The sequence below is a fragment of the Paenibacillus brevis genome (assembly GCF_018919145.1).
GTDB classification, from domain to species: Bacteria; Bacillota; Bacilli; order Paenibacillales; family Paenibacillaceae; genus Fontibacillus; species Fontibacillus brevis.
In genome coordinates, this window is sequence record NZ_JAHLQJ010000015.1 from 25,331 (window position 1) to 39,118 (window position 13,788).

At 50.4% G+C, this 13,788-nt stretch carries 15 protein-coding genes; 14 read left to right on the forward strand and 1 reads right to left on the reverse strand.

Going from position 1 to position 13,788, the window contains the following annotated elements; translation table 11 throughout:
* The 10 genes from KQJ23_RS16930 (at position 1) to KQJ23_RS16975 (ending at position 8,265) form a co-directional block, all read left to right on the forward strand.
* The gene (locus KQJ23_RS16930; protein ID WP_216480099.1) at positions 1-321 is read left to right on the forward strand and encodes a cytochrome C oxidase subunit IV family protein; all 321 of its coding nucleotides are present in this window, start codon (positions 1-3) and stop codon (positions 319-321) included.
* A gap of 99 nt (positions 322-420) precedes the next feature.
* A complete protein-coding gene (ctaG, locus tag KQJ23_RS16935) occupies positions 421-1,332 on the forward strand; it encodes a cytochrome c oxidase assembly factor CtaG (RefSeq protein WP_216480100.1) in 912 nt (303 codons plus the stop codon).
* A 13-nt stretch (positions 1,333-1,345) separates the two neighbouring features.
* Entirely contained in the window at positions 1,346-1,819 is a 474-nt protein-coding gene (locus KQJ23_RS16940; protein ID WP_216480101.1) for a DUF420 domain-containing protein, read from the forward strand.
* A gap of 398 nt (positions 1,820-2,217) precedes the next feature.
* The gene (locus KQJ23_RS16945) at positions 2,218-2,931 is read left to right on the forward strand and encodes a hypothetical protein (RefSeq protein WP_216480102.1); all 714 of its coding nucleotides are present in this window, start codon (positions 2,218-2,220) and stop codon (positions 2,929-2,931) included.
* A 41-nt stretch (positions 2,932-2,972) separates the two neighbouring features.
* Entirely contained in the window at positions 2,973-3,386 is a 414-nt protein-coding gene (locus KQJ23_RS16950) for a GntR family transcriptional regulator (RefSeq protein ID WP_216480103.1), read from the forward strand.
* Entirely contained in the window at positions 3,383-4,315 is a 933-nt protein-coding gene (locus tag KQJ23_RS16955; RefSeq protein WP_249529851.1) for an ATP-binding cassette domain-containing protein, read from the forward strand. Before KQJ23_RS16950 ends, KQJ23_RS16955 begins: the two co-directional genes overlap by 4 nt.
* 15 nt (positions 4,316-4,330) lie before the next feature.
* Positions 4,331-5,239 carry an ABC transporter ATP-binding protein gene (locus tag KQJ23_RS16960; RefSeq protein WP_216480104.1) on the forward strand — a complete coding sequence of 303 codons (909 nt, stop codon included), beginning with the start codon at positions 4,331-4,333 and terminating at the stop codon, positions 5,237-5,239.
* Entirely contained in the window at positions 5,232-6,521 is a 1,290-nt protein-coding gene (locus KQJ23_RS16965) for an ABC transporter permease (protein WP_216480105.1), read from the forward strand. The genes KQJ23_RS16960 and KQJ23_RS16965 overlap by 8 nt, the downstream gene beginning before the upstream one ends.
* 26 nt (positions 6,522-6,547) lie before the next feature.
* Positions 6,548-7,774, forward strand: a complete 1,227-nt coding sequence (locus KQJ23_RS16970) for a TraB/GumN family protein (protein WP_216480106.1) — start codon at positions 6,548-6,550, stop codon at positions 7,772-7,774.
* Positions 7,774-8,265 carry a low molecular weight protein-tyrosine-phosphatase gene (locus tag KQJ23_RS16975; RefSeq protein ID WP_216480107.1) on the forward strand — a complete coding sequence of 164 codons (492 nt, stop codon included), beginning with the start codon at positions 7,774-7,776 and terminating at the stop codon, positions 8,263-8,265. The genes KQJ23_RS16970 and KQJ23_RS16975 overlap by 1 nt, the downstream gene beginning before the upstream one ends.
* Positions 8,266-8,326: 61 nt before the next feature.
* Here KQJ23_RS16975 and KQJ23_RS16980 read toward each other — a convergent pair whose 3' ends face one another.
* Positions 8,327-9,400, reverse strand: coding sequence for a LacI family DNA-binding transcriptional regulator (locus tag KQJ23_RS16980; protein WP_216480108.1), 1,074 nt, complete (start codon positions 9,398-9,400; stop codon positions 8,327-8,329).
* Between the two features lie 157 nt (positions 9,401-9,557).
* On the opposite strand from KQJ23_RS16980, the gene KQJ23_RS16985 reads away from it, so the two are divergent.
* The 4 genes from KQJ23_RS16985 (at position 9,558) to KQJ23_RS17000 (ending at position 13,762) form a co-directional block, all read left to right on the forward strand.
* Positions 9,558-10,742, forward strand: a complete 1,185-nt coding sequence (locus KQJ23_RS16985) for an AGE family epimerase/isomerase (RefSeq protein WP_216480109.1) — start codon at positions 9,558-9,560, stop codon at positions 10,740-10,742.
* A 150-nt stretch (positions 10,743-10,892) separates the two neighbouring features.
* A complete protein-coding gene (locus KQJ23_RS16990) occupies positions 10,893-12,071 on the forward strand; it encodes a glycoside hydrolase family 130 protein (RefSeq protein WP_216480110.1) in 1,179 nt (392 codons plus the stop codon).
* Positions 12,072-12,175: 104 nt separating this feature from the next.
* Positions 12,176-12,490, forward strand: a complete 315-nt coding sequence (locus tag KQJ23_RS16995) for a rhodanese-like domain-containing protein (RefSeq protein WP_430522311.1) — start codon at positions 12,176-12,178, stop codon at positions 12,488-12,490.
* Positions 12,491-12,604: 114 nt separating this feature from the next.
* Positions 12,605-13,762 (forward strand): phosphodiester glycosidase family protein, encoded by a 1,158-nt coding sequence (locus KQJ23_RS17000; protein ID WP_216480112.1) that lies wholly within the window; start codon positions 12,605-12,607, stop codon positions 13,760-13,762.
* The last annotated feature ends 26 nt before the right edge of the window (positions 13,763-13,788 follow it).

Consider the following 13,788-nt stretch of genomic DNA (forward strand, 5'->3'; position numbering starts at 1 on the left):
ATGAGCACCCATGATCTGAACGAAGACGGGGCGGTGAAGCATCGGCATCGCCAGGAAGGGCCGCAGAAGCATGTGATTGCGTTCATCTTTTCGATCATCCTGACCTTGATCGCTTTTGCAGCGGTTGCAGCGGGAGGCGTGAATACCGCATTTACGGTCATTCTGCTGCTGGTGATGGCCATTCTGCAGGTGCTGGTCCAGCTCGGCTACTGGATGCATATGAAGGATAAGGGACATATGATCCCGATTCTGTTCATGGCCGGAGGTTTTTTTGTCGCCGGATTGGCCATTATAGCGGCGCTATACTGGATGTGGTGGTAAAATAAGGAGAGGCGGGCTTGGAATAAGCCGCCTCTTTCGTCTTGTTAGAGCCGTGTTCACAATTTGGACAATTGATTGGCAGTGCAAGGGGGATATGTGGTGTTCGGATTAGCCTATTTTAAGTGGGAAGAAATTTGGAGTCCTGTCTTTCTGGCGATTATGTTATTGATTACAGCGGCTTATCTCGTATTGACTGGTCCTGTCCATGATCGCTTGCACAAGGGAAAGCCGGTGACAGCTGGACGAAAGGCCCTGTTTATAGTGGGCATGACTGTGCTTTATGCTGCTCAGGGAGGCCCTGTGGAGCTGCTGGGACATATCATGTTCAGCTTCCACATGGTTAGTATGGCGCTATCGTATCTGATTGCTCCTCCGCTTCTGATGCTGGGGCTGCCGGATTGGATTTGGCAGAAGCTTGCGGAGCGGCTGTCCCGCAGTCCGTTGTCACGTCTGCGCTTTCTGACGCATCCGATCGTGGCGGCTGTGGTATTTAACGGTCTGTTCTCGCTTTATCATTTCCCTGCCATTCATGATTATGTCATGCTCCATTTCGCTATTCACCGTCTTTACTATGCGGTTCTGTTTATCGCGGCTATTCTGATGTGGTGGACGCTGGTCAAGCCTCTGCCGGATCGTTCGGAAGTGCATGGTCTGAAGCAAATGGGCTTTATTTTTCTGAACATGGTGCTGCTTACTCCAGCTTGCGGTCTGATTATTTTTGCGCCTGACCCGCTCTATGCGACTTATAGTGATCCGGCAGTCTGGGCTCAAGCGATGGGATATTGTGTGTCCGGTGATCCGGGAATGCTGCTATCCCGCTTCGGGGGCCCTGAATTCTTCGGTTATTTGGAGCCTGCTATTGACCAGCAGGTTGGAGGCATTATAATGAAGTTTATTCAGGAGATTATCTTTGCATCGATGCTGGCCTATGTGTTCTACAACTGGTACAAGCAGGAGAATCGGGAAGATGACGAGCTTTCCGGGGACGAAGCGAAGGTGAATCTTACGTGATTGGAGGATATTCATGGATTGGTATTTTATATTCCCTACGATTAGTACAGGATTTATTGCCATAAGCGCCGTGCTGGTTGCCATCGGTTGGGCATTGATTATCAAGGGGAAACGGGAAGCCCATAAGAAGACAATGATTGCTGCGGCGATCGCGGCCATCCTCTTTTTTATCATCTACATGTCGCGCACCGTATTTATCGGCAATACGTCATGGGGAGGCCCGGAGGATCTGGAAGTTTATTATCGCGTATTTCTCATCTTCCATATTGTGCTGGCGAGTGTAGCGGCAGTCTTCGGCATTACAACTCTGGTGCTGGGCTTTAAAGAAAAGTATGCCAAGCATCGGAAATGGGGCAAGATCACTTCGCTCATCTGGTTTGCTACTGCAATTACCGGGATAGCAGTATACGTGCTGCTGTACCTGCTCTATCCAGGCGGCCATACCCGGCCTGTATGGGAAGCTATCTTTGGATTGAATATAAGTTAAATAGAGCAGCCAAGTAGAAAGGGCATAAGTGTGAAATGTTCTGAAAGAAGCGAAAGCGTTCGCCTTTGAGAGCGGATTTCCACCCTATGATGGCTTAGTTCAATCAGAGAAATCCGTGAACAACAGCGATCGTAAGAACACTTCACACGTTGCCCTCAGTATACAGGCAGGGGTTTAACTTATGATGATGTTTTTCTCAGCAAAAGGGCTCTGAAGTCATGCAAGGCGGACTTTGGAGCCTTTTTGCTATGTATGAGCGTCAAATGAGCAGTTGTGTTTTTCCCAGGATTAGGGTTGACGTACATAAATCCAGAGATTATACTGTGTATAAAGATATAAACAGTAAGCACAGTGATTTCGCAGCGAAAACCTGCGCAAGACGGGAAAGGTGATGACGCTTGAACAAGTGGCGGGATGCATGGGTGATTATCAAGAAAGAGCTTAGCACCGATAGGGTGTATCTGATCTGGGGGCCGCTCTTCATGGCGTATGCGGGAGCGATGATCGGCCTGATGATGTATGGCCGCTCGGAGCAAGAGGATCACCTGAATCCAGTGATCGATTTCCTCATGCTGACTGTTCTTCCGTTGGCTGGAATTCTATTCTCTAGGCGCTCATTCAACTACATCAAGGATGACACCTATACAAGAATGTTGTTCTATTATCGTACACTGCCGATTCCGGTTGAAACGGTGATGAAGAGCAGATTTCTTCATATGATTGCTGCCTTCCTTTTTAATGGTGTATTCCTGTTCACTGCCATCCGGTTGATTTTTGATATGAATATGAACGGGCTTCAGTATGCCGCATTTATATTGGCTTGGTTAGGTTATGCGATCGCGGTAAATGGAATCTTCATTTTCTTCGAATTCACCACCAGCGGCCGGACTTATATGTGGATTACGATTTTGCTCGTCCTGCTGTTCGGACTTGCTGCTGCGATATCCGCAATATCTGGTTTCGGTTTGACTGAATATTCGATGCAAATGAGCAGAGAGCACGGAATGCTGTCATCTTTGATGTGGGGAACGCTGCTGGGAGGCGGACTTCTGCTTGCAGGCTTCTCTACTCTTGCTATCCGCAAGTTGAGCCGAAGAAGTCTTAGGGGATAAAGGAGCGTCCAGTACGATCTTGAGTTGGAGGTGAACGGAAGGTGTGGATTCCGATTCAGATTAATGAGAATAGTGCGGAGCCGCTTTATCATCAGATTGAGACTCAATTGAAGTCGCTTATCGTAAGCGGACAGCTTGAGGAGGGAACGCTGCTTCCTTCCATCCGGGAGTTCGCAAGCAGTCTGAACTGCAGTGTCATCACGGTGCGAAGAGTGTATCAGGATCTTGAAAATGAAGGATTGCTGCGGACCAAGCAGGGCACAGGGACCTTCGTGGCAAATGTGGCGGCTGGCGAGCGTGATGAATATAAACGTGCGGTAGTTCAGAAGGCGGTCGAGGCGGCGGTAGATACAGGGATTTCCGTGCAGTACAGCAGCCAGGAGCTGAAGAAGCTGTTTCTGGATATTTTACAGATTAAATATAAGGATGCAGGGAAAGGGGAGGTGCAGGAATGATGAAACTGGATAGCGGAGTAGCGGCAGTCGAGCTTATGAATGCGGTGAAAAAGGGCACCCGGGGACAGATTGGACCGTTTCAGCTCAAGATTCCCCAGGGCTACGTAGTTGCATTAGTCGGCCCTAATGGATCCGGTAAGACAACATTGCTGAACATGATGCTGCAGACACTGATTCCGGATACAGGCAGTGTGCGATGGTATGGCAGAGGGTTCGAAGGCCAAATTCCGTTGGAGATTCGCCAGCAAATGGGCTATGTTCCTGAGCACCCCGCCGCCGAAGAGCATATTATGACCGCCGACCAGGCGGCAAGGTTCAGATCGCACTGGTATCCTGCCTGGGACTGGCAGCGGTATGAAAGACTGATGGACCGATTTCAGGTGCCCCGTAAAGAGAAGCTGAACCGAATGTCCAAGGGGGAACGCCGTAAATTCGAAATCGCAGCTGTGATGGCTGCAAGGCCAAAGCTGATGCTGCTCGACGAGCCTTCGGCCGGACTTGATCCATTTGCCTGGAAGGATATGATCGAGGAGTTGAGAAGAAGTCTGGATGAGGACGCCTCGACCATTGTCTTGTCCACGCACATTGTTGAGGAGATCAAGCGGCTTGCGGATTTCGTTGTTCTTGTTCAGCGAGGAGAGCTGCGAGGCATGGTTGAAAAGGATGCGCTTCTCGGAAGCTGGAAGGAGTATTGGGTTCGCGGGGCGGAAGGCAGCTTCTTGACTGGGATGAATGGTGTGGTCAAATGCGAGCCGGACGGCCCCTCCATATTGCGCATGGTATTGAAGGGCGAGGCGGAGCTGGAGAAAAGAATAGAATCATCAGACGGAAATACGCAGCTTATCAAGAGCCGCGCGTTGGAACTGGAAGAGATACTTGAGCTATGGATGCAGGGAAACGAACCTGATGGATTAATCGATTCAAACTAGGAATGGAGGCGGATTATGGTGGGAAAGAGACTGGAACTGGAACAGGTTGTAAAGGAATTTGGAGAGAAAAGAGCGGTGGATCAAATTACGCTGCAGGTTGAAGAAGGCGAAATTTACGGATTGCTGGGTGCTAACGGAGCAGGTAAGACGACAACCATGCGGATGGTGCTCGGTCTGATCTATCCGGATAGCGGACGAATTCTATACAATGGAAAGCCTTACGGGCCGGAACTGCAGTCGCAGATGGGCTATCTGCCGGAAGAGCGCGGACTCTATCCTAAGGTGAAGGTTAGTGAGCAGATTATTTATCTTGCGCGTCTACGGGGCATGTCCGCCGCGGAAGCCGATAAGAGTCTGAAATATTGGCTCGAGCGCTTTGAGGTGCCGGATTATTACGATAAGAAGATTGAGGAGCTCTCCAAGGGGAATCAGCAGAAGATGGGCTTTGTCGCTGCCGTGGTGCACAAGCCGCAGATTGTTATTATGGATGAGGCCTTCAGCGGCCTGGACCCGGTTAATGTGGAGCTGCTTAAGGCAACCGTCAAGGAGCTTCGCGATCAAGGAACGAGCATTCTGTTCTCGACACACCGGATGGAGCATGTTGAGGAGCTGTGCCGTAATATTACGATTTTGGACCGTTCCCGCACTGTGCTTCAAGGAGACTTGCGGGAGATCAAAAAGAAGTATCCGCGTGAAGAGGTGCTGCTCTATACCTCGGGAGAGGTTCAAGGGCTTGACCGGATTCCGGGTGTAAAGAAGGTCAGCCGCCAGGAACGGGGATATGATATCTCCATTTCGGATGTATCTGCCGCAAAACTAATTTTGAAGACGGCGATGGAGCAGGGCGAGGTTGAACGCTTTGAAATTAAGGAACCGACGCTCAATCAGATCTTTATTAAGGAAGTAGGTGAGTCGAATGAGTAAATTAAATACAGTGATCCGGTTTACTTTTGTGAACAAGATCAAGACCAAGTCATTTCTCATTACAACGCTGGTGCTGGTCCTGCTTGTGTCGATCGGTATGAATATTCCCTATTTTATAGATAAATTTTCAGGCGGGGAGCAGGGGCCCGCGAGTGTCGGAGTAATGGAAGGTAGCCAGCCCGAGATCGTTGCTTCGCTGGAAGCCTATCTTCAGAAGCAAGGGGAATTCGGATTCACCTTGCACAAGTTCGAGGGAGAGAATGAAGAAACTCTTCGTGCGGAGCTTAAAGCCGGGAATATTGACGGGTATCTAAAATTCAATCAGAATGGGCAATCCGCATTTCCAACGGTTTCCTACATTTCGAATAAAGACAGCATTCCTCAAAGTGTGAACAGCTCGCTCCAGGCCGCTCTTCAGAGTGTAAAGGCAGAGGTTATTACGAAGGGGACGCTGAGCGAGGAGCAGCTGGCTGCCCTGACAGCTCCGGTATTTATCGATCCGGTTAAGCTGGATGCTTCGGGAGCAAATGCGTCCGCAAATGAAGCAGAGACGGAGCGCGGCCCTGCGCCGATTAATTACATTGTTGTGTACGGGCTGGTCATTCTGTTCTTCATGATTATTATGATGACCGGGAATATGATTGCGGCAGAGGTAACCGCCGAGAAGAGCTCCCGAATCATGGAAATATTAATTACCAGCGTCTCTCCGCTGACGCAGATGTTTGGCAAAATTATCGGCATGCTGTACATTGGACTGCTGCAAATCTTCATCTTTGCGGGCGTAATCGGTATTAACATGTCGCTTCCGCACAATCGGCCGGTTCTCGCAAGTCTGAATCTAAATCTAGCCGATGTCAATTTGACAGTGCTTGTACTGGGCCTGATTTACTTTGTGCTGGGCTATCTGTTGTATGCAACGCTGTTTGCTGCCATCGGATCGCTGGTAAGCCGGACGGAGGAATTGGGTCAGGCAATTATGCCGATCACTATGTTGTCGCTGGCTGCTTTCTACATCGGCATCTTCAGCTTGAGCGCGCCCAATTCGCTGCTGCTCAAGATCAGCAACTTTATTCCGTTCTTCTCGCCGGTCTCCATGATTGTACGGGTGGGCCTAGGGGATACCCCGGTCTGGGAAATTGCGGTTTCCCTCGTCATTCTGGCAGTCTCGATCCTGTTCTTTGGCTGGCTTGCCGCGAAGATCTATCGTACGGGCGTGCTGCTCTACGGCAAGCGCCCAACCATGAAAGAGCTGCGTAAAGCAATGCGCGCTTATAAAATCTAATTCAGGAGTAGAGGAGAATCCGACCTATGAAAAATTGGAAATATATGCTGTTATCGCTTGCTCTTTCCACCGGTCTGCTTGCATCGGCTGTCCCGGCGGCAGCAGCGCCGCAACAACCATGGATTAAAGTGAATGGCCAAGCCATCGAATATGCGGCTGAGACCGCACCGGTTGCCCAGGAAGGAACAACGCTGGTGCCTTTGCGCACTACGCTGGAGGCGTTGAATGCGAAGCTTGCCAGAACCGCGGATGATACAATTACTGTGGTGGTGGAAGGCCGGACGATTACGCTGGAAAGTAAGCTGGAGCGCATTCATGGCGTAACCTATGCGCCGATTCGCATCATCGGGGATGTTGCCGGCTATGAAGTCAGCTGGGATCAGGCGACACGTACGGTCCAGCTGGCATCCAAGGCAGCGGCGCCTGAAACTGCCTCTCAGACCGGAGGACGTGGCTTCCTATGGGAAGTTGAAAACAACGGCACGACGGTATATCTGGTAGGCTCCATGCACATCGCAGATGACAGCTTTTATCCGCTGCGCGATGAATTTGAAGAAGCTTTTACAGAAGCGGACTATTTGGGCGTAGAGATCGATATCAGCAAAGCAGCGGATGAAGCGCAGCAGAATTTGATTCTGAGCATGGGAACGTATCAGGATGGATCAACCCTAAAGAATCATATTTCCGCCGAGACATATGCCAAGCTGGGTGAAGTCCTGAAGCAAAACGGCTTGGAGCCCGATATCCTCGATGCTTATAAGCCGTGGGTTGTGGATTCTACACTTGCATCGTTGAAATCAGCGGCGACCGGATATGAAGCGTCTGCAGGGGTGGATCTGTATTTTATCCAGAAGGCGCTTGAGCGTCAACTGCCGATCATCGAGCTGGAGTCTTACGAGTCTCAACTGAGGATGTTCAATAATTTTTCTAAAGAACTGCAGGAGAAAAACCTGAACGCAACGCTTGACAATATCGATGTGGTGGAAGATAGTGTGAATGCGATGGCTGAAATGTGGAAGACAGGAAATGATGAGCAGCTTCTGGAGCTGACTAACAGCTTCTCTGACGATGAAGAATACAATCAAGCCATGCTGATTGACCGGAATCTTGGAATGGCCGAGAAAATCGACGGCTACCTGAAGAGCGGTAAGAAAGAAGAGTATATGATCGTAGTTGGCGCAGCTCACTATTTGGGAGAACACGGAATCATTAAACTGCTTGAAGACAAGGGTTACACGGTGGTGCGGAAATAATGAAAAGGATAGATCATGAAAAGAGAGTCGGTGTCCTGTTTGTTTGTCTGGGCAACATCTGCCGTTCTCCGATGGCGGAAGCGATCTTCCGCCACCGGGTGATAGAGGCGCAATTGCAGGAGCACATTACGATTGATTCGGCAGGAACCGGCAATTGGCATACAGGCAAGCCCCCTCATGAAGGAACACGGCGTATCCTTGACCAGTACGGAATCTCGTATGAAGGCCAGAAGGCAAGGCAGGTTGCCGGGGATGACTTTACCCGGTTTGACTACATTGTCGCTATGGATGATCAAAATGAACAGAATCTCCGTACGCTGGCCTCCCGGGCAGATGCCCGGATTATCAAGCTGTTGGACCTTGTGCCGGAATCTCTGTTTAAGGACGTTCCTGATCCGTATTATACAGGGAACTTTGAAGAGGTTTATGACCTGCTTACTGCAGGGTGCGGTGCCTTGCTGGAACTGATTCGGCGGGATAAGGGACTGTAATGTAAATTAGTATCCATAGCATGCCGAAGGCCGGACTGGAGATAAACTCCTCGTCCGGCCTTTATTTGTTAGGACTTCCCGTCGATGACCTTACGACCAGATCGCATGCCAGGTTGATCTTCTCGAAGGGTCTGTCAGGCTCGCTAATCCGGTCCAGCAGAGCGGAAACCGCACGTTCTCCCAGCTGCTCCTTGTCTACATTAACGGTAGTCAGCGGAATAGCGGCACGCCCGGATTCCTCAATATTGTCGAAGCCGGTAACCGATATGACATCCGGCACAGACATGCCGCTTGCTTGAAGCGCTTCTAATGCGGCAAGGGCAATCTCGTCATTGGCACAGACCCAGGCGGTCGGAAGCGGTTCTCCGTTATCGGTATATTCGCTTATCTTCTCCTGCAGCAGTGCGAAATTGGCGCTGTGATCCGTGCTGGATAAAGCTAACCGGTTGTTTGCCGGGCGGATATCAAGACCGTTGTCCTCCAGGGCTTTGCGAAAACCAATCCATCGGTCTGTGAAGCTTCGCGAGTAGCGCATTTCTCCCAGAAACCAGAAGGAACGGTGCCCTAACGCCCAGAGATGTCCGGTAATCATCGACATGCTGTCGATATTGGAGGCGAAAACCGTATCGGATGGGACGAGAGGGTCCTCATGATCCGTTAGGACGAAGGGAAGCCCCAGCCGCTTGATCTCCAGCAGCATGGATGTCGTCACTTCTCCGACACCGATGACGCCGAGCAGGCTGTCCGGCTTCAGCAGCCGCTCAAATCCCTCAGGAGTCTGCTCGGTCAGGATGAGCATGCCGAGTCCGCGGCGGGAGAGAGCGTTGCCGATTCCGTATACAATCATGCTCCAGAAGGTTGAGTCCATCGTCTGCAGTCTAATATTGGGCATCAACACGGCAACAGTCTGCTTATCCCGTCCCCATACCTCTTGCGCTGTTGTACTGGGCCCGCTTTTCTCCTCATGACCTCTGACGGTGCGCTGTTGCTTGAAATATCCAAGCCGGGTGGCGGTATCAATTATTTTTTCGCGGGTTTGAGGGGAGACCCCCTCTTTACCGGCTAACGCTTTTGAAACAGCATATTTGGAAAGTCCAAGCACATCGGCAATTTGCTGCATGGTCACTTTTTTCATCTCTTATAAGGCCCCTTTTTCTCCTGCAGGTATCGAAATCTATACTATCGGATTACTATTAGGTTTACAAGGCACTTTGTTAGCGAAACAAGTTGAACTTGTTATTTTGTTAGTTTACAATTGTGATTGTTAGCTGACAAAATAGAGGTGATAAGAATTGGAACTATTACAGCTTAAGCAGGAAATGAACAAAGAGCTGCATGATATTCTTGGTTTTTGGTTAGAGCATTCTATTGATATTAAGCATGGAGGATTTGTCGGACAGATAAACAGCGATATGACAGTAGTGCCGGACGCCCCGAAGGGCCTGGTGCTGAATGCCCGGATTCTCTGGACCTTCGCGCGTGCTTATCGACATGAACCGAAGCCGGAATATAGGGAAATGGCAGAACGGGCGCTGCATTATCTGGAAGCTTACTTCCGAGACCCGGAGTATCCAGGGTATTTCTGGATGGTCGATTATAGCGGGTATCCCCTGCAGACCAAAAAGCAGATCTATGGACTGGCATTTTATCTTTATGCGCTATCCGAATTTATCCTTGCCAGTGGACGTAATGATCTCCTTCCTCTTGCCGAAGAAGTATTCGAAGTAGTTGAGAAAGGCTTCGATCCGGTTCACGGAGGGTATGTTGAAGCCTATGCAAGAGATTGGACGGATGAAGGGGATATGCGCCTTGGCATCCATGATCAGAATGATAAGAAATCGATGAATACCCACCTCCATGTTCTGGAGGCCTACACGAACTATTTCCGCATTGCCAGAACTCCTAAGCTGGAGGAGCAATTCGGGAGGTTAATAGGAGATATGCTCGACCGGATCATCGATGAAGAGAGCGGGCATTTTCATTTGTACTTCGATGAGGACTGGAGCTTGAAGTCCCGCCATGTCTCTTATGGCCATGATATTGAAGGAAGCTGGCTGCTCATGGAGGCAGCAGAGCTCTACGGAGACGCTGAACTGCTTGAGCGGACCCGGAAGGCAGCGCTGCGGATGGCGGATGCCGTGTTGGAGGAAGGCATGGATGATGATGGGGCGATTATGTGGGAAGGCGATGCCACAGGTGTCTTCGATACGGATAAGCACTGGTGGGGGCAGGCAGAAGCAATCGTAGGATTTGTGAATGCCTGGCAAATGACCAAAGAAGAACGCTATCTAAAGGCAGCTACGAGATGCTGGGAATTCACCCGCAAGCATATTGTCGATCCGGTTCATGGGGAGTGGTATTGGAAGACAGACCGTGCAGGTAACCCGGACCCCACTGATCCAAAGGTTAATGAATGGAAATGTCCTTATCATAATGGCCGGGCTTGTTTTGAAATTATCGAACGCATTAACCTCTGATCACGAAGCAAAATCTTCAAGTGACTCGGCATCGAATCTTGAATTCATCCGGGCCTTCCTTCTCGGTGCTGAAGGGGTAGCTTTTGATCGCTTATTTAAAGGGGTAAATTATTAATTGTATTAAATTTATGGAAGGGCTGTGCATATCAGATGAGTACCTTGTTCGAACAGCGCAAGAAACAAATCGAGGAGCGCTATGAGGCTTTAATTTCCCGCAAAAATGAAGCTTTGTTCTCCGAGAATGGTATCTATGAGCGGTATGTGAATCCTGTATTGACCCATGCCCATGCTCCGCTCATATGGCGTTATGACTATAATCCTGAGACGAACCCGTATTTTATGGAACGGATCGGTGTCAATGCGGCCTTTAATCCGGGGGCTATTGAGCTTAACGGAAAGTTCTATCTGGTTGCGCGTATGGAAGGTGTGGACCGGAAGTCGTTTTTTGCCGTTGCCGAGAGTGATAGCGGGGTTGACGGTTTCTGTTTGTGGGATCATCCGGTCGTGATGCCGGAGACCGAAGAGGAAGACACAAACGTATATGATATGCGTCTGACCAAGCATGAAGACGGCTGGATCTATGGGGTGTTTTGCACAGAAAGAAAAGATCCTGATGCGGCTCCAGGGGATTTGTCGAGTGCTGTGGCCCAGGCCGGCATAGCTCGTACAAAGGATTTGAAGACATGGGAGCGGCTCCCGGATCTGAAGACGAGCTCGGCCCAGCAACGCAATGTGGTGCTTCATCCTGAATTCGTAGACGGGAAGTATGCATTCTATACCCGCCCGCAGGACGGATTCATCGATGCCGGTTCCGGCGGAGGAATCGGATGGGGGCTGTCCGACAGTATGCATCGTGCTGTTATTGAGAGCGAGACGATTATAGACCGCCGTTATTATCATACGATCAAAGAAGCGAAGAACGGTCAGGGACCGGCTCCGATCAAGACGGAGAAGGGGTGGCTTCATATTGCGCATGGCGTAAGAAACACAGCGGCCGGCCTGCGCTATGTCGTATATGCCTTCCTGACCGACCTGCAGGATCCTTCGAAGCTGCTGCATGCTCCGGCCGGCCATCTGATTGCTCCGGAAGGAGAAGAAAGAATCGGCGATGTCTCGAACGTTGTGTTCATTAACGGTTTGATCGCCAGAGAAAATGGGGATGTCTACTTGTATTATGCATCCTCTGACACGCGTTGCCATGTGGCTACCACTACGGTTGACCGTCTGCTTGACTATGTGCAGAACACGCCGGAGGACCCGCTTCGTTCTTACGCTTGCGTACAACAGCGAATCGAGCTGGTAGACCGGAATCGGAAGATTCTGGGCTAAAGAAGAGAAACGGAAGATTCAGAGTCGGAGCAGCCATTTGACAAGCTGCGGTGCTTCCCCTATGCTTATGCACCAGAGGTACTCTCACGAAGGAGATGATTGCGGTGCATAATGGTTTACCTTTTGAAGAAATATCTGCCCAAGAGCTGAGTGAGCGGCTGGCGCGGGGAGCGGGCCTGCATATTGTTGACGTGCGGGAGCCTCATGAATGGTTCCAGGGTCATATCCCGAGTGCAAAGCATATTCCATTAGGGCAGCTTCCACATAGAATGGACGAACTGGATCCGCAGGAAGAGTGGTTCGTTATCTGTCATAGCGGGGGAAGAAGCGCGCTGGCCTGTGAATGGCTGGAGGAGCAGGGCTTCAGAGCCGTTAATGTCATGGGCGGAATGATGGTTTGGGAAGGCGAGATCGAATAACACACACACCTGTCTCAATGAATTGAGGCGGGTGTATTTTTTTTGCGAAACTTTTCTCGGGCTTAAGTCGTTAACATGAAGAGCAAGTGATTAAGCAAGATAAGGAGATCAAGCATGCCTACTCCATCATCATTGCCCAGCCGTACTACGGTACGCAAGAATCAGGGGCAGCAAAAAAAGAAGTCAACGCGAAAGCCGCGCCGGAAAAAGAAAGGTGTATTTTTGCGGTTCATCGGCCGTTTGATTGTGACCTTTATGGTTATTGGAGTGTTAGCCACACTTTGGCTATTTCTAACTCCGTCAGGTAACAGTATGCGTTATCTGATGGCAGATACGCTGATCACGACACAGCACCGTCATTGGGCTAAATATATCATCGGACAAGCCGAACTGGAAAAGCGTGTTGCCGCCTATCAGGCTCAATTTGATGCCATGGGAACCGAGGAAGATACGCATACGATTAACCTTCCAAATGGCGGGGAGGAGCAGGAATCCGATAAGGAGAAACCCTTAATTGAAATTGAAGAAGTTTCCGGTACAGGCTACCATGGGTATGTTCTGACGGTCAATGATCCGACCAAGATCCGGTTAGGCGTTCCGGCCAAGACTGGCAAGGGGGAGAAGGTATCCAGCATGGTGGCTCGCACCGGGGCGGTTGCCGGGGTCAATGGCGGCGGCTTTGCGGACCCCAATTGGAAGGGCAACGGTTTCAAGCCGATCGGAGTCGTCATTTCCCAAGGGAAGCTTTACTATAATGGAATCGGAGCCAGCGATGCGACCCAAATTGTCGGAATCGATAAGAAGGGCAAGATGATCGCCGGCAAATATACGTTAACCGAGCTGTCCGAGCTGGGTATTCAGGAGGCAGTCACCTTCCAGCCCCGTATTATTGTGAATGGCAAGGGACAGATCAAGAGCCAGAAGGAAGGCTGGGGGATTGCTCCAAGAACGGCAATGGGACAGCGGGAAGACGGCGCGATTCTCTTCGTCGTAATCGATGGACGCCAGCCCGGCTATAGCATCGGGGCTAGTCTTTACGATGTTCAGCAGATCATGCTGGACCATGGAGCGGTGATTGCTGCCAATCTGGATGGCGGTTCCTCGACCGTGCTGGTCACGGAAGGCGGAGAGATCGCCAATAAGCCGTCATCTGAATACGGAGAACGGTATTTACCGACGGCCTTTCTTGTCTTTGAAGATCCGGACCAGGTGGAGATTCCGAACATTTGGGAGGGACTGCGTCCCCAGGATATCGATGCCGGCAAAAAGTGATTATACCAAAATAATGCTTAAAGCCG